This window comes from Microbacterium sp. CnD16-F (assembly GCF_024124465.1).
Taxonomy (GTDB): domain Bacteria; phylum Actinomycetota; class Actinomycetes; order Actinomycetales; family Microbacteriaceae; genus Microbacterium; species Microbacterium gawkjiense.
In genome coordinates this window covers 1-15,401 of sequence record NZ_JAMXSA010000031.1, presented here as the reverse complement: position 1 = coordinate 15,401, position 15,401 = coordinate 1, and the positions used below count along the sequence as shown (strand labels likewise).

General features: G+C 71.3%; 15 protein-coding genes and 1 pseudogene. 8 read left to right on the top strand and 8 right to left on the bottom strand.

Annotated features, from left to right (window positions below; genetic code table 11):
* The first annotated feature begins 14 nt into the window (after nucleotides 1–14).
* Complete coding sequence (locus NH287_RS09600) at nucleotides 15–1,670, top strand: RecQ family ATP-dependent DNA helicase (protein WP_290440500.1); 1,656 nt, start codon at nucleotides 15–17, stop codon at nucleotides 1,668–1,670.
* 260 nt (nucleotides 1,671–1,930) lie between these two features.
* Here NH287_RS09600 and NH287_RS09595 read toward each other — a convergent pair whose 3' ends face one another.
* Both NH287_RS09595 and NH287_RS09590 read right to left on the bottom strand, forming a co-directional pair.
* Nucleotides 1,931–2,815 (bottom strand): aldo/keto reductase, encoded by an 885-nt coding sequence (locus NH287_RS09595; RefSeq protein WP_253035432.1) that lies wholly within the window; start codon nucleotides 2,813–2,815, stop codon nucleotides 1,931–1,933.
* Nucleotides 2,816–2,895: 80 nt separating this feature from the next.
* The gene (locus NH287_RS09590; protein WP_253035431.1) at nucleotides 2,896–4,605 is read right to left on the bottom strand and encodes a long-chain-fatty-acid--CoA ligase; all 1,710 of its coding nucleotides are present in this window, start codon (nucleotides 4,603–4,605) and stop codon (nucleotides 2,896–2,898) included.
* 228 nt (nucleotides 4,606–4,833) lie between these two features.
* On the opposite strand from NH287_RS09590, the gene NH287_RS09585 reads away from it, so the two are divergent.
* Nucleotides 4,834–6,894 (top strand): PhoX family phosphatase, encoded by a 2,061-nt coding sequence (locus tag NH287_RS09585; RefSeq protein ID WP_290440505.1) that lies wholly within the window; start codon nucleotides 4,834–4,836, stop codon nucleotides 6,892–6,894.
* Between the two features lie 74 nt (nucleotides 6,895–6,968).
* On the opposite strand, the gene NH287_RS09580 is transcribed toward NH287_RS09585, so the two are convergent.
* Complete coding sequence (locus NH287_RS09580; RefSeq protein ID WP_253035429.1) at nucleotides 6,969–7,514, bottom strand: TetR/AcrR family transcriptional regulator; 546 nt, start codon at nucleotides 7,512–7,514, stop codon at nucleotides 6,969–6,971.
* Between the two features lie 215 nt (nucleotides 7,515–7,729).
* The gene (locus NH287_RS09575) at nucleotides 7,730–8,263 is read right to left on the bottom strand and encodes an LPXTG cell wall anchor domain-containing protein (protein WP_253035428.1); all 534 of its coding nucleotides are present in this window, start codon (nucleotides 8,261–8,263) and stop codon (nucleotides 7,730–7,732) included.
* Between the two features lie 36 nt (nucleotides 8,264–8,299).
* Here NH287_RS09575 and NH287_RS09570 point away from each other — a divergent pair, with 36 nt between their 5' ends.
* Nucleotides 8,300–8,728, top strand: a complete 429-nt coding sequence (locus NH287_RS09570) for a MarR family winged helix-turn-helix transcriptional regulator (RefSeq protein ID WP_064003846.1) — start codon at nucleotides 8,300–8,302, stop codon at nucleotides 8,726–8,728.
* 74 nt (nucleotides 8,729–8,802) lie between these two features.
* On the opposite strand, the gene NH287_RS09565 is transcribed toward NH287_RS09570, so the two are convergent.
* Nucleotides 8,803–9,252: an Hsp20/alpha crystallin family protein gene (locus NH287_RS09565; protein WP_253035427.1), complete on the bottom strand. Its 450-nt coding sequence runs from the start codon at nucleotides 9,250–9,252 to the stop codon at nucleotides 8,803–8,805.
* A 139-nt stretch (nucleotides 9,253–9,391) separates the two neighbouring features.
* On the opposite strand from NH287_RS09565, the gene NH287_RS09560 reads away from it, so the two are divergent.
* From NH287_RS09560 to NH287_RS09550, 4 genes and pseudogenes are all read left to right on the top strand, one after another.
* Complete coding sequence (locus NH287_RS09560) at nucleotides 9,392–9,619, top strand: hypothetical protein (protein WP_253035426.1); 228 nt, start codon at nucleotides 9,392–9,394, stop codon at nucleotides 9,617–9,619.
* 36 nt (nucleotides 9,620–9,655) lie between these two features.
* Nucleotides 9,656–10,591, top strand: a pseudogene (locus NH287_RS15265) (S9 family peptidase); the annotation flags it as partial.
* A 162-nt stretch (nucleotides 10,592–10,753) separates the two neighbouring features.
* Entirely contained in the window at nucleotides 10,754–11,443 is a 690-nt protein-coding gene (locus tag NH287_RS15260; RefSeq protein WP_290440504.1) for a prolyl oligopeptidase family serine peptidase, read from the top strand.
* A 45-nt stretch (nucleotides 11,444–11,488) separates the two neighbouring features.
* Complete coding sequence (locus tag NH287_RS09550; RefSeq protein ID WP_253035425.1) at nucleotides 11,489–12,925, top strand: DUF3459 domain-containing protein; 1,437 nt, start codon at nucleotides 11,489–11,491, stop codon at nucleotides 12,923–12,925.
* Between the two features lie 40 nt (nucleotides 12,926–12,965).
* Here NH287_RS09550 and NH287_RS09545 read toward each other — a convergent pair whose 3' ends face one another.
* Together NH287_RS09545 and NH287_RS09540 are read right to left on the bottom strand one after the other, a co-directional pair.
* Nucleotides 12,966–13,388 (bottom strand): organic hydroperoxide resistance protein, encoded by a 423-nt coding sequence (locus NH287_RS09545; protein WP_253035424.1) that lies wholly within the window; start codon nucleotides 13,386–13,388, stop codon nucleotides 12,966–12,968.
* 13 nt (nucleotides 13,389–13,401) lie between these two features.
* On the bottom strand, nucleotides 13,402–13,824 hold the full coding sequence (locus tag NH287_RS09540) for a MarR family winged helix-turn-helix transcriptional regulator (RefSeq protein WP_374209371.1): 423 nt from the start codon (nucleotides 13,822–13,824) through the stop codon (nucleotides 13,402–13,404).
* A gap of 88 nt (nucleotides 13,825–13,912) precedes the next feature.
* Here NH287_RS09540 and NH287_RS09535 point away from each other — a divergent pair, with 88 nt between their 5' ends.
* Entirely contained in the window at nucleotides 13,913–14,563 is a 651-nt protein-coding gene (locus tag NH287_RS09535; RefSeq protein WP_253035422.1) for a DUF6584 family protein, read from the top strand.
* Nucleotides 14,564–14,580: 17 nt separating this feature from the next.
* Here NH287_RS09535 and NH287_RS09530 read toward each other — a convergent pair whose 3' ends face one another.
* Entirely contained in the window at nucleotides 14,581–15,093 is a 513-nt protein-coding gene (locus NH287_RS09530) for a DUF1990 family protein (protein WP_253035421.1), read from the bottom strand.
* Nucleotides 15,094–15,401: the final 308 nt, after the last annotated feature.

Here is a 15,401-nt window from a genome sequence, read left to right as displayed (position 1 = left end):
ACGACCGTGGAGGGATGCCACGCCGCTCCACCTCTGCACCGTCCGCCCCCGATCGCGCCGAGGTCGAGCGCGTCGCCGCCGAGCGGTTCGGACTGACGCACCTGCGCCCGGCCCAGCTCGACGCGATCGAGGCGGCCGCCGGCGGGCGCGACGTGCTCGTGGTCTGGGCGACGGGATCGGGCAAGTCCGCCGTCTACCAGGTGACCGCGGCCCTGCGCCCGGGCGTGACCGTCGTGGTCTCCCCGCTCATCGCCCTGCAGGAGGACCAGCTCGCGGGGCTCGAGCACGCACCCGACGCCCCGAAAGCGGTCGCCCTCCACTCGGGTCGCGGCGAGAAGGCCCGCGCCGAGGCGTGGCGCCGCCTGCGCGCGGGCGAGGCGACCTACGTCCTGCTCGCTCCCGAGCAGCTCGCCAACGACGAGGTCGTCGCCGAGCTCTCGAAACTCGAGATCGCCCTGCTGGCCGTCGACGAGGCGCACTGCATCGCCTCGTGGGGGCACGACTTCCGTCCCGACTACCTGGCCCTCGGAGAGGTGGCGGCGCGGCTGGGGCGGCCTCCGATCCTCGCACTGACGGCGACGGCATCCACTCCCGTCCGTGAGGAGATCGCCGCCCGTCTCGGGCTCGACGACCCTTCCGTGCACCTCGGCGACGTCGACCGGCCGTCGATCCGCCTCGGTGTGCGCCGTCACGGCGACGACCGCGAGAAGCGTGCCGCCGTCGTCGACGAGGTCGCGTCGCTGCCGGTCCCCGGGCTGCTCTACACCTCGACGCGACGCTCGGCGGAGCTCTACGCCGACGAGCTCGTCGGCCGCGGCAAGCGGACGCGCGCGTACCACGCGGGCCTGCCGGCGAAGGAGCGCGCCGAGGTGCACCGGCAGTTCCTCTGCGACGACCTCGACGTCGTCGTCGCGACGAGCGCTTTCGGCATGGGGATCGACAAGGAGAACGTGCGCTTCGTCATCCACGCCGACGTCCCCGAGTCCATCGACGCCTACTTCCAGGAGCTCGGCCGCGCCGGCCGCGACGGCGAAGAGGCCCACGGCACCCTGCACTACCGCACCGAAGACCTCGCCCTGCGCCGCTACTTCGCGACGAAGAACCCGGATGCCGCGGAGCTGCGCACCCTCATGCGCGCCATGTCGACCCGGGCCCGCACGAAGTCCGCCCTCGCGAAGGACGCAGGCCTGCCACCCCGGCGCGTCACCGGACTGCTGACGCTGCTCGTCGACACCGGGTCGGCGCGCGCGTCGAAGTCGGGCGTCTCGCTGCGGCGCAACCTCGACGAGCGCGCCGCCGTGAAGGCCGCGCTGGAACGGGTCGAGGAGCGCGAGCGCATCGAACGCTCCCGCATCGAGACGATGCGTGAGTACGCCGAGACGCGGCGCTGCCGACGGCAGGTGCTGCTCGGCTACTTCGGGCAGGAACTCGACGAGCCGTGCGGCAACTGCGACACGTGCGCGGCGGGAGCCGCCGACGCCGCGCGGGCCGCGGCATCCCCCTCCGACTCGGGTTTCGAGGTCGACGAGAAGGTCTCGCACCGCGAGTGGGGTGCCGGCACCGTCGTCTCGATCGACGACGACCGGATACGGGTGTTCTTCGACAGCGAGGGTTACAAGGTGCTGTCGCTCGAGATCGTCGAGCGGGAGCACCTGCTCAAGGCCGGCTGACGTCCCGAGTGCAGGTCAGCCGGCGGCTTCGGGCCGCCACGGTCGCCACTTCTCCCCCTGAACCTGCACTCGGCACAACCACCGCGGCTCAGGGTCGAGCTAGTCGCGGACCCCATCGCCGACGACGTACCGGGCGTCACCGCGGGCCGACGCGTGCCGAGTGCAGGTCAGGCGGCCGCATCAGGCCCGTACGGGCCACGCAACGCACGCTGAACCTGCACCCGGCACACCCAACCGGACCCCGGAGGTCGAAGCCCGCCTCAGACGTCGATGCCGACCGCGGCGGAGCAGCGGGCGAGCTCGTCTGCGGAGAGCTCGAGGTTCCGCGCCTGGAACGAGTCGGTGATGGATGCCGGGCGGCTCGCCCCGGGGATGGGGATGACGGTCTCGCCGAGCGACAGCTCCCACGCGAGGACGACCTGCTGAGGGCTGACGCCGTGGTCGCGGCCGATCTCGGCGAACGCGGTGAACCGCTCGCCGACCGTGCCCGCGCCGCCGATGCCGCCGAGGGGGCTCCACGGCAGGAAGGCGATGCCGTGCTCGACGCAGTACTTCAGCTCGCCGTAGCTGCCCGGGTGCCGCGGCGAGAACTCGTTCTGCACGCTCGTGAGACCTCCCTCGCCGAGCACCTCCTGCGCGATCTGGATCTCTTCGACGCTCGCGTTCGAGATGCCGACCGTGCGGACGAGGCCCTCGTCCTGCAGGGTCTTCAGGTTCTGCATGATCTCCCCGTAGACCATCCACCGGTCGGGCCGGTGGTACTGGTACAGGTCGATGACGTCGACCTGCAGGTTCTGCAGCGACTTCTGCACGGCGCGGCGGAGGTAGTCGAGCGAACCGTCGCGTCCGAAGTCCTTCTCCGCGGTGCGCGTGATGCCGCCCTTCGTGGCGACGACGATCGACGAGCGGTCGCCGTCCCAGCCGGCGAGCGCATCGGCGACGATGCGCTCGTTGTGGCCCATCTCGTCCCAGCTGGGCGCGTAGATGTCGGCGGTGTCGATCAGGGTGACACCGGCGTCCAACGCCGCCCGCACGGTCGCCACCGCGTCGTCGTGCGACGGGATGCCGTTGCCGTTCATCGAGACCGGCATGGCGCCGAGTCCGATGGCCGAGACGGTGAACGGTCCGAGGGTGCGCTGCGACATGGGTCTCCTTCGACGGGGTGGCGGGGGTGCGGCATCCACCCTGCCATCCACGGATGCCGGCGGCGAGAGCCCTTAACAGATCAGCGCGCGGTCAGCTGCTCGCGCACCTGACGGCGCAGCACCTTGCCGATCTGCGACCGCGGCAGGTCGTCGAGCTGCACGACCTTGCGCGGCACCTTGTACGACGCGAGGTGCGAGCGGGCGAAGTCCTTGAGAGCGGATGCCTCGAACGCCGCCCCCTCCTTCATCACGACCGCGGCGACCACGTCCTCGCCGCCGGTCGGCCGCGGCACGCCGACGACCGCGGCGGACTCGACGTCGGGGTGCAGGGTGAGCACCTGCTCGACCTCGCTCGGGCTGACGTTGAAGCCGCCCGTGATGATGAGCTCCTTGACGCGGTCGACGACGGTGACGAAACCGTCCTCCGAGACCGTGACGATGTCGCCGGTGCGCAGCCACCCGCCGTCGAGGAGGACGGCGGCGGTGTCCTCGGGCCGGCGCCAGTACCCCTGGAACACCTGGGGTCCGCGGATGAGCAGCTCGCCCGCTTCGCCCGCCGGACGGTCGACGGTCGGATCGTCGGGGTCGACGACGCGGATCTCGGTGCTCGGGAAGGGCACGCCGACGGTGCCGGGGCGCCGCGTCGGGCCGATCGGGTTGCCGAGCGCGACGGGTGAGGTCTCGGTCATGCCGTAGCCCTCGACGAGCAGACCGCCCGTCGCCTCCTCCCACCGCGTGACGGTGGGCACCGGCAGGCTCATCGCGCCAGAGATCGCGAAGCGGATCGTCGAGAGGTCGACGCCCTTGCGGGTGCTCGCCCGCGACAGCGCGTCGTAGATCGGCGGCACACCGGGCAGGAAGGTCGGCGGCGACTTCTTGAGCGCGCCGACGACGAGGTCGACGTCGAACTTCGGGAACAGCACGATGCGCGCGCCGATCGACACCGCGAAGGTGAGGCAGAGCGTCAGCCCGTAAGCGTGGAACATCGGCAGGACGGCGTAGAAGGTCTCCTCGCCTTCGCGGAGCCCCGGCACCCACGCGCGCCCCTGCGCCGCGTTGGAGCGGAGGTTGCGGTGCGACAGGACGGCGGCCTTCGGCATCCCGGTCGTCCCGCTCGTCAGCTGCAGGAGTGCCGTGTCGTCGAGGACCGGGCGCGGGTGCTTGCGCGACAGGCGCCGCGCCTTGGTGAACTGCGACCACCGGATGACGCCGCGCGCGGTGGGCTTCGAGGTCATCGCCTCGCGCCGCGCCCGCAGCGCCGGCACCGGCACCCGCAGGGCAGTGCGCATCGCCCACGGCAGCGCGTCGGTCATGTCGACGGCGACGATGGCGCCGGGGGCGACGTCGCTCGGGAACTCCGCGACGATGTCGGCGACCTTGTCCCACACGATCGCGACGACCGCCTCGTGCACCTCGAACTGATGCCGCAGCTCGCGGGCGGTGTAGGTCGGGTTGTGCTCGACGACGATCGCGCCGATCCGCAGCGTGGCGTAGAACGCGACGATGTGCTGCGGGCAGTTGGGCAGCACGAGCGCGACGCGGTCACCGGCGCTGACGCCGAGCTTGCGCAGCGCGTTGGCGGCGCGGGAGACCTGCTCGCCGAGTTCGGCGTAGGTGGTCTCGGATCCGAAGAACTCGGTCGCGACCTTCGACCCGTAGCGCTCGACCGCATGGTCGAGCAGATCCACGAGGGTCTCGTCGACGGGGTCGATGTCGCTCGGGACGCCGGGCGCGTACGCGGCCAGCCAGGGGCGGTCGTGCAGATCGGATGCCGGCGGTGTCGGGCTCATGGTGATGTCCTCCTCGGTGTCCCGCCAGCGTAGGGCGGCGCTCCCATGGGTCGGCTGAGGGTTGACGCGGGGGGTCAACGGGGGCGCTCGAAGGCCCCGAGCCCGGCCGACAGCGCCTGAATGACGTCATCGACGTGCGCCGGGTAGCGCTCCGTGACCGTCACCCGACGTTCACCGTCGATTCACCCGGTCGCAGGAACAGCGACCGATCCTGGAGCGGTGACGATTCTGGAACCCCCCACCACCCGCACGAACCTGCCGCTCGCGGCCCACGCCGTCGGCAAGCGGTCGGCGGTGACCTGCCGGTTCAAGTGCGCCGACGCCTGCCTCGGCCCCGAGTGCAACGGGTCGGACAACCCGACGTTCCGCAGCATCGCCGAGCTCGCCCTCTCGCGTCGCACGCTCCTCGGCGCTGCGGCGGCCGGCGCGGTCGTCGTCGCGACCGACGCCTTCGGCCTCGCGAACCCCGCCGCGGCGTCGGCCACGCCGGGCGGACTCATCGAGGCGACCCGTGGCCACGGCGGGCACGGCCACGGCCTGCCGTTCCAACCGATCGCTCCCGTCCCGGCATCCGTCGACGCGCTGACGGTACCGAAGGGCTACACCTGGTCGCCGATCATCCGCTGGGGCGACCCCCTCTTCTCCGATGCGCCGACCTTCTCGCTCGACGCGCAGAGCCCCACCGCGCAGGCCCGCCAGTTCGGGTACAACAGCGACTACCTCGACATCCTCGCCGACCGCAGCGGCAAGACGGGCGTGCTCGTCAACAACCACGAGTACGTGAACCCGAACATCATGTTCCCACCGTCGACGGATGCCGCCGAGCTCCGCCGTCGCGGCGAGGTCTACAAGGCGGCGCAGGGCATGTCCGTCGTCGAGATCACGCGCCGTCGTCGCGGTGCCCCCTGGCGCTACGTCGTGGACGGCCGCCGCAACCGCCGGATCACCGTCGAGACGGTGTTCGAGCTGACCGGTCCCGCCGTGGGTTCCGACCTGGTCACCACCGCCGCCGACCCGGAGGGTCGCTGGGTCAAGGGGACCCTCGGCAACTGCGCCGGCGGCACGACGCCGTGGGGCACGATCCTCTCGGGCGAGGAGAACTTCAACGGCTACTTCGCCTGGGCCGCCGACACGACGGGCCAGAAGCGGTACCAGGCGAGTGCCTCGCGCACGACGTCGACCGGATGGGAGCAGTACGACCCCCGTTTCAACTCGTTCGACCCCGGCTACGTCAACGAGCCCAACCGCTTCGGATACATCGTCGAGATCGACCCCGAGGACCCCACCTCGACGCCGAAGAAGCACACCGCGATGGGGCGCTTCAAGCACGAGGGCGCGAACGTCATCGTGGCCGAGGACCGCCGCGTGGTGGCCTACATGGGCGACGACGAGCGCAACGACTACCTCTACAAGTTCGTCTCGAAGAACCGCATCAGCTCGTCGCGCAAGAAGAACATGACGCTGCTGTCGGAGGGCGACCTGTTCGTCGCCCGCTTCCGCGGCGACTCGCCGGCGGCGCAGATCGACGGCTCGGGCACGCTGCCCGCGGACGGCGCCTTCGACGGCACCGGCGAGTGGGTCGCCCTCACCCGCAACGGCAGGAGCGTCGTGCCGGGCATGACGATCGAGGAGGTGCTGGTCTTCACGCGGCTGGCCGCCGACAAGGTGGGGGCGACCAAGATGGACCGCCCCGAGGACGTGCAGCCGAGCCCGCGCACCGGCAAGGTCTACGTCGCACTGACGAACAACACAGACCGCGGCAAGACCTCGATGGTGGATGAGGCGAACCCCCGCACCGGCAACCGGTACGGTCACGTGATCGAGCTGACCGAGCGCCGCGGCCAGGCCGGGACGAGCTTCGGCTGGAGCATCCTGCTGCAGTGCGGCAACCCGTCCGACCCGAGCACCTACTTCGCGGGCTACCCGAAGGACAAGGTGTCGCCGATCTCGTGCCCCGACAACCTCGCCTTCGACGAGGACGGCACGCTCTGGATCTCGACCGACGGCGCCCCCAGCACGATCGGGTTCAACGACGGACTGTTCCGCGTGCCGCTCGAGGGTCGGGAGCGCGGTCACGTGCAGCAGTTCCTCGCGGTCCCCCGCGAGGCCGAGACGTGCGGACCCGTCATCCACGCCCGCGAGAAGCTCGTCTTCGTCGCGGTGCAACATCCCGGCGAGAACGGGACGGTCGCGGCTCCCACGTCGCTGTTCCCCGACTACGGGTCGACGCGACGGGGCGATGTGCCGAACGCGCCGCGCCCGTCGGTCGTGCAGGTCTACCGGGCCTAGCCCCGGCCGCAACGCACGAGGGCTCGCACCCGCTCCGGGTGCGAGCCCTCAACGGCGTCCGGGTCGCGATGGCCTCAGTGCACGCCCGGCCACCACTCCGGCATCAACCGGAAAATGCGGGCCTCGGCGGCTGCGGCATCCGTGTCGTCCTCGCGGATCCAGACGTCCATCACGCCGACCAGGCCCCCGGCGATGAAGGCCGCGGCCTCGTCGCGGTCGCGCGGGGACCGCGGTGCGTCGCGGACACCCGCCTCGGCGAGTTCCTCCAGGGCGATGTGGGCGCGTCGGCGCAGACTGTCGCTCAGCGCGGCATGCAGCGCGCCGCGGGCCGAGGACTCGAGCAGGGCGCGGTAGAGGTCGCGGCTCCCGGCGAGCCACTCGAGCAGGCGGCGGGTCACGGCGTGGTAGACGTGGGCCGCATCCGCTTCGGTGGCGATGTCCACACCGATCGCGGCGATCGCGTCGATCTCTTCGGTCAGCATCGTGACGGCGAACTCGTCGACCCCCGCGGCGTGCTTGTAGAACGTGGTGCGGTGCACGCCCGCTTCACGGCAGAGCTCCGCGACCGACACCGCCGCGAGGGGCCGGTCCGCCAGCAGGCGGACGAGCGCTGCGCGCAAGAGCCGGGGTCGAGGGAGCTCCAGCGCACCCCTTGCCCGTCCATCACAAATTGATAACAAGAAACCCTTGCCACCGTTATCTCGTCGTTATACATTCGTTGCACGGTAGATGTTTTGCTGTGGCAGCTACCGACATGTGATTGCAGGACACTCTTGGTGCAAAGGGACAAGGGCCGGCTGGATGCCTCTCCAGCCGGCCCTTACTGCGTGACGCGTCAGACGGTCGCGCTCCGACGGCGTCGCATCACCAGCACGGCGCCGAGCGCGAGCAACGCCGCACTGGTACCGCCTGCGATCCACACCGGACCCGACTGACCGCCGGCCGACGCGAGCTCGTCGCCGACGGCGACGACCTCTTCCTCGGCCACAGTGACAGAGGCCCAGCCGACCAGCTCACCCGACTCGTCGACGACGGCCACCCGGTGACGGCCCTCGTCCCACGGGTCGCCCTCCGCGTCCACCGCCGATTCGAGGTTCGGCCGCAGCGGCTGACCGTCGTACTCGTCGGGGATCACCCGTCGGATGCCGCGGTTCTGGTCGGTCTCGGGGAACCGCGCCACGAACTCCTCGACCACCAGCATCCGACTCGTGCCATCCTCGGCGCGGGTCAGCGTGTAGTCGACGGTCAGACCGTCGAAGGAGAAGTCCTCAACGTCGGCGTTCGCCGTCGAGGGAGCGCCCACGAGAACGCCGAGCGCGACGGCGACGACGGCTCCGGCACGGGCGAGACGACGGGACCAGGGCTGCACGCGGTCAACCCTATGAGCGACGCTACAGTTGACGCCATGACCGACCGTCGCCTCGCCATCGCTGCCTGGGAGAGCCTCTTCCGCGCGCAGCACGAGGTCCTGGCGGAGATCTCGCGGGACTTTGAGGACGACGACCTCTCGAGCGCCGAATACGACGTGCTCCTGACCGTCACGCGCTGCGAGGGTCACACCGCGCGGCTGCGCGACGTGACGGCGAACATGCTCATCAGCCAGCCGAGCGTGTCGCGCCTGGTCGACCGGATGGTGGCGCGCGGGCTCGTCGCGAAGTGCCCCGACCCCAACGACGGCCGCGGCGCCGTGCTGCGCGCCACGGAGCAGGGCGCGGCGATGTTCCGCCGGCTCGCGACGACGCACGGCCGCACCATCGCCGAGCGGATGTCGGTGCTCACCGACGACGAACTCGCCGAACTCGAGCGGCTCACCGCTCGCCTGCGCGGCGTCTGACGACACAAAAATCGCCCCGCACCCGAGACGGGGTGCGGGGCGATCGTCGTCTCACCGCCGGAGCGGTGCGCCGGTCACTGGTCGATCGGCTGCGGCTCGCTCTCGCGGGTGGTGATGGTCGGGGACGAACCGTCGGCGACGACCTCGACCTTGCGCGGCTTGGCCTTCTCGCTCACCGGGATGGTGACGGTCAGCACACCGTTGTTGTAGGTCGCGGTGATCGCGTCGGTGTCGATGCCCTGGCCGAGGTTCAGCTGGCGGAGGAAGCTCGCGGTCTCACGCTCGCGCGTGATCCACTTGACCCCCTCGCCCGACGACAGCGTGCGCTCGGCGCGGATGGTCAGCAGCTGGCCGTCGACGTCGATGTCGACCGAGCCCGGGTCGATGCCGGGGAGGTCGGCGTTCAGCACGTAGTGGTCGCCGTCGCGGTACAGGTCCATCGGCATCCGTCGCGGGCCGCGGCGCGTGTCGAAGAGCGTCGACGCCAGGCGGTCGATTTCACGGAACGGGTCGTAGGTCGCCATGATTCTCTCCTTTGTCCAAGTGGTCTGAAAGTTGAGCCCCTGCGGCTCAAGTACCTCCAGATTAGCACTCGCGCATGGAGAGTGCCAATGGTTCTCGCACGGCGAACGACGCGGCGGAGGTGCCCCGTAGGCTGACCGCATGAGCGCCCACGAGATCGCCCCCGAGCCCGCCGACCCGTTCCTCTGGCTGGAGGAGATCGACGGATCCGCCGCTCGCGCGTGGGCCGCGGAGCGCACCGCCGAGACCGAAGGCGCCTATGCGGGCGCTGCCCGCGACGCGCTCGAGACCCGGCTCACCGGCATCCTGCAGGACCCCGACCGCCTCGTCGTCCCGAGTCGTCACGGCGACCTCATGTACGACCTGTGACGGGATGCCGACAACCCGCGCGGCCTCTGGCGCCGGACGTCCCTCGCCGCCTTCACGGCGGGCACCCCGGACTGGGAGGTCCTGCTCGACGTCGACGCACTGGGCCGCGAGGAGGGGAGGACCTGGGCCTTCGCCGGCGCGACGCACGGGCCGGCCGGCAGCAGCCGCGCGCTCGTGCGCCTGAGCCCCGACGGCGGAGACGCCGCCGTGGTGCGCGAGTTCGATCTGGAGACCCGCCGCTTCGTCGAGGACTCCCCCTTCGCCCTCGACGCGGAGAAGTCCGTGATCGCGTGGGTCGACCGCGACACGCTGCTCGTCGCCACGGCCCTGCACGGCGGCGGCGTCACGGACTCGGGCTATCCGATCACCGCCCGTGCCTGGCGCCGCGGCGAATCGCTCGAGGACGCGCCGCCGATCCTCACGGGTGTCCCGTCGGACGTCGGCGTGTTCGCGCACGTCGATCACACCGGCGGCGCGGCGACGCCGATCGTCGTCATCGCGCACGACTTCTTCCACTCCGAGGCATGGGTGTGGGACGGCACCGAACCGCACCTGATCGCCGTGCCGCAGGACGCGCACGCCGACGTGCACGGCGACCTGGTCGCCGTCCGGACGACGACGCCGTGGCGCATCGGCGACACGACGCATCCGTCGGGCACCCTCCTGCTCGGCCCCCTCGAGACCGTGACGAGCGGGGACGGGTCGGACCTGCGCGTCGCGTTCGCGCCGACCGACACCGCGGTGCTCGAGTCCTGGACGTGGACGAAGACCCGCCTCGTGCTGACGATCCTCGACCGCGTGCAGAGCCGGCTGGTGTCGCTCGACCCGGCGACGCTGACCGGTGTCGAGCTCGACCTCGGGCTCGGCGACGACGACCTCTTCAGCGCGAACGTCGCCACGGCGGACGACGACGAGGACGACCAGCTCTGGGTCGTCGCGCGCGGCTTCCTCACACCGCCCACCCTGCTCGTCCTCGACCCGGGCGCGGAGCCGCGGGTCGTCGACCGCAGCCGCGCGACCTTCGACGCGACGGGTCTCGTCGCCGAGCAGCACTGGGCGACGTCGGCCGACGGCACCCGGGTGCCGTACTTCGAGGTCGGCCCCCGCGAGCGTCACGGGGCGCTGCCCGTGCTGATGAACGGCTACGGCGGCTTCGAGCACGCGCTGACGCCGGAGTACCCGACGATCGTGGGCCCGGCCTGGCTCGAACAGGGTCGGGTGTACGTCGTCGCGAACATCCGGGGCGGCGGCGAGTTCGGCCCGGAATGGCACCTCGCGGCGCTCCGCGAGAACCGCCACCGCGCGTACGAGGACTTCGCCGCTGTCTCCCGCGACCTCGTGGCGCGCGGGGTCTCGACCCCCGACCGCATCGCCTGCCACGGGCGCAGCAACGGCGGCCTGCTCGTCGGCAACATGCTGACCCAGAACCCCGACGACTTCGGCGCGATCGTCTGCGGCGTCCCGCTCCTCGACATGCGCCGGTACACGCGCCTGTCCGCCGGCGCGAGCTGGATCGCCGAGTACGGCGATCCCGACGACCCCGCCGACTGGGAGTTCGTGAAGACCTTCTCGCCGTACCACCTCATCGAGCCCGGGCGGCGGTACCCGGCATCCCTCATCTACGCGGCGGCCAGCGACGACCGGGTCGGGCCGGTGCAGGCGCGCAAGATGGCGGCGCGGTTGGCGGACGAGACGGATGCCGAGGTGCACTACCTCGAGCCCGTCGAAGGCGGTCACGCGGGCACCATCGACGCGGCGGCCACCGCGGCGCTGCACGCGACGATCCACGCGTTCCTCGACAGCACGGTGGGCCGCGCCGGCTGAGGCGGGAACGCCCGCCCTCTACGCTGGGAGCGGGAGGTCCACCGCATGAGCACCATGGGGGCCGTCGAGGACGAACTCGCGGCCACGCTGTCGACCGTTGCGGAGCGCACCCGCGTCGACGAGGCCGCGGCGGACCGCATCCGTCGGCACCTTCCCGCGCTGCACGCCGCCCTCGCCGAGCGGGCGGACTCCTCGTCGTCGCTGCTGGCCGACCTCGTGACCGCAGCGGTGGTGGCGGCGAACGGTCGCTCGCTCGAACTCAAGGTGCACGGCGAGCAGCGCGCGGCGCACGCGCCGATGTCCCGCTCGCGCTACGCCCTCGGCGCGGCGTGCTTCGCGGATCGCTACGCCGGCAACGTCGCCGGGCTCCGCGACGAGATCCCGGCGCTGCGCGAACTCGGCGTGAGCGTGCTGCACGTGCAGTCACCGTTCGCCCGGCGCGAGGACGGCGCCGTCGACCTGCGCCGCGGCGACCCCGGACTCGGCTCGATCGACCGGCTCTCCGACCTGGCGGCCGAACTGCGCCTGTCGGGGATCGCCCTGGCCGTCGACGTCCCCGCCGCCTCGGATCTGCGCGTGTTCGTCGACGATCTGCTGTTCCTGTCCGGCCGCGGCGTCGAGGTCTTCCTCGTCCCCGACCGCGAGACGGCGGCGGTCATCGCCCCGGTGCTCGCGATCGGTGCGCCCGGGGTCGAGGTGCTGCCGGCATCCCCCGGGTCCGCGCCGCTGTGGCAGGCGTTCGCCACCGGGGACGCCGCTCCCCTGCAGCACGCGCTCGAGCGACGTGACGGACGCAGCGACGTCGTCGCCGTCCGCGACGCCGACGCGGTCGTATGGCAGACGGATGCCGCCGAGCTCACCGCGCGCTACACCGACGGCTCCGCCTTCGGCCGGGGGATCGCGATCGACGGCGGCGTCGCGGGGACCACGGCCTCGCTCGCCGGCGTCGAGGCCGGCGACCCGCTCGGCGAGGCGCGGGTGGTGCTGGCCCACGCGCTCCTGCTGAGCCTGCCGGGGCTGCCGATGCTGTGGCTCGGCGACGAGGTGGGCCAGCTCAACGACCCGACGTTCCGCGACGATCCGGAGCGACGCGACGACGCCCGGTGGACGCACCGGGGCCAGAAGCCGCGGGACCGCTACGCCCAGATGACGGATGCCGCCACCTCGGCCGGCCGGCTCCGGCGCGACATCACGAAGCTGCTCGCGGTGCGTCACACGACGCCGGAGTTCGACGGGGCGCGCCTCATCGGTTTCGACGTACCGGCGCCGTCGGTCGTGGGTTACCAGCGACCCGGCGACGGGACCGTCGTACTGGTGCTGGCGAACGTCGCCGCCGAACCGGTGCACGTGCCGGCCGTGACGCTGTCGGGCTTCGCGCCGACCGCCCACGATCTCGTCGAGAGTGTCGACGTCGGAATCGACGAAGGGCTCACGCTGCCCGCCTGCGGATTCCGCTGGCTGCGCGTGAGCCCTGTCGCCTGAGTCCGGCCCTCTGAGTCCGGCCCTCTGAGACCGGCGGAGGTCAGTCCTCGACGACCGTGACGGTGACCTCGATGTTGCCCCGGGTGGCGTTGGAGTAGGGGCAGACCTGGTGCGCGGCATCCGCGAGCGCCTGCGCCTGGTCGTGCGGGAGGTTGGGGATGACGACCTCGAGCTCGACGGCGAGGCCGAATCCGCCCTGGCCGTTCGAGCCGATGCTGACGCGCGAACCGACGCTGGTGTCCTCGAGCGTCACCTTCTGCTGGCGCGCGACGGACTGCAGGGCGCTGTGGAAGCACGCCGCGTAGCCGGCGGCGAAGAAGACCTCGGGGTTCGGGGCGCCACCGGCACCGCCCATCTCCTTGGGCACACGCACGTCGGTGTCGACGAGGCCGTCGACGGTGCGGACGTGACCGTTGCGGCCGCCTCCGGTTGCGAGGGCTTCGGCGGTGTAGAGAGCTTCCATGGGGGTCCTTTCGTCAGGAGGCGATCGCCTCGGCGGTGGTGCGCATGACGCGGTTCAGGTCGTGGACGACGTCGAGCAGCATCCGTGCCTTCTCTTCGTTCAGCCCGGTGCAGCGCGCGATCTCCGCGCCGACGACGGACAACTCCGAGCGGAGAGCGCGGCCGTCGTCCGTCAGTGCGACCTCAACGACACGCTCGTCGTGGGGGCTGCGCGAACGGGAGACGACACCGCGCGCTTCGAGGCGGCGGATGAGGGGCGAGAGGGTGCCCGAGTCGAGGAAGAGCTCTTCGCCCAGTTCCTTGACCGACCGGGGCTCCTGCTCGCCGAGGGCGACGATGACGAGGTACTGCGGGTACGTCAGCTTCCACGGCGCGAGCACACGCCGATAGGCCTGCGTGAACGCGTGGCTGGCCGAGTAAACCCCGAAGCACACCATCTGCTCGATCGCTCGCATGCGATTATGGTTGCACGCAATTGAGTTGTGCACAACTTACCTGTAGTCGTGGACAGGCAATACTGAGCGGATGACGACGACGGATGCCGCGACGGGCGGCGCGGACAGCCCAGAGTCGTCCGGCCGCCTGAGCCTTGCCGCGCGGCCGCTGCGTCGGGCGCTCGAACGCTCGCCGCACGACGCCGCGCTGCGGGTAGCCCTGGTCAAGCTCTATCGCGACGGCGGCGCGCCCGATCAAGCGGGGCGGTACGCCGTCGCCACCCCCGACGCCGACCCGAGAGAGGTCGTGGCCTACCTGCGCTGGGCGATCGCGCAGGGCGCGGACGAGATGCGCGTACGCGAGCTCAGTCTCCTGGGCGACGACACCGCCCTGCCCGCCGGCTTCGTGGCGGACCTCTCGGCACGGAATGCGAGGCGGACACCGGCAGAGCGATGGGAGGACAGGGGTGAGAGGGCGATGTTCATCGGTCTGGCGCTCCTCCTGCTCACCCTTGTCTCGACCTTCGCCGCCGTCACGTTCTGGCTGGCCGCGGCACCGTTCGTCGCGCACCTGACATCCCGCCTGACGGCGCTCGCCTGGGGCCTCGCGTTCGCGGCGTTCGCCGTTGCCAACGGGATCGACCGGCGGCGCCGTGCCGCCGCGGTGAAGGGAGCGGCATCCGTCGCGTTCATCCTCATCGGTGTGGCCGGACTGGTCAGCTTGGCGACGAGCGGGCCGTGATCCCGATGCGGTGACCGTCAGCGCACGGAACCAGCGAGGAGCGCTCTGCGATACCGGCGGCGCGCGACCGTCTGCGCGAGGAGGAGGACCGGGTACAGCAGCCGCCAGCCGGCACCTTCGGCCGGGCGGGTGAGGGAGCGGATGGTCAGCTGGACCACGCCGCCCTCCTGGTGCACGATGAACGCCTCCTCTCCCGACACGGGATGACCGGGGAGGGTGCGGTACGCGAATCCGACGCGGGCCGGCGTCTCGACGACGTCGACCACCTCGACGGGTTCTCGGATCGCCAGGCCGAACGGTCGCGCCGTGATGACGAAACGGTCTCCGCGGGCGACCTTCGCGGCGGGCTCGACCGAGAACCCGCTGCGGGTCTTCACGCCCCAGCGCAGCACCTGGGTGGTGGCCCACGCCCACACCTCAGCGCGCGTACCGAGGACGACCGAGGTCTCCCACCGCCGGAAGCCGCGACCCGCGTCGGTCCACACTTCGTCAGCAGGATGCGTCTGCGTCATCGGCACCGCGCTCGTCACCGAACGATCCTGACACGGCTATGGCCCGCCGTGAGCGATCGCGCCGGAGAACAGGTAAGGCCCCGCCGAAGCGGGGCCTTACCTGGACTGTCTCAACACAGTGTGCGCCCGAAGGGACTCGAACCCCTAACCTTCTGATCCGTAGAGGGAACGGCAGCAGCTCGCCCGCGCCCGGCGTCACTGTCGACGGCGCTCGAAAACTGGACAGTAGCGGCGCTTGAAAAGTGAACACTCAACGATTGGAGAGTGATCACTTTGGAGGACTGGGCGTTGATCCGGAGGCTGGCCGGCGAGGGCGTGCCGAAGGC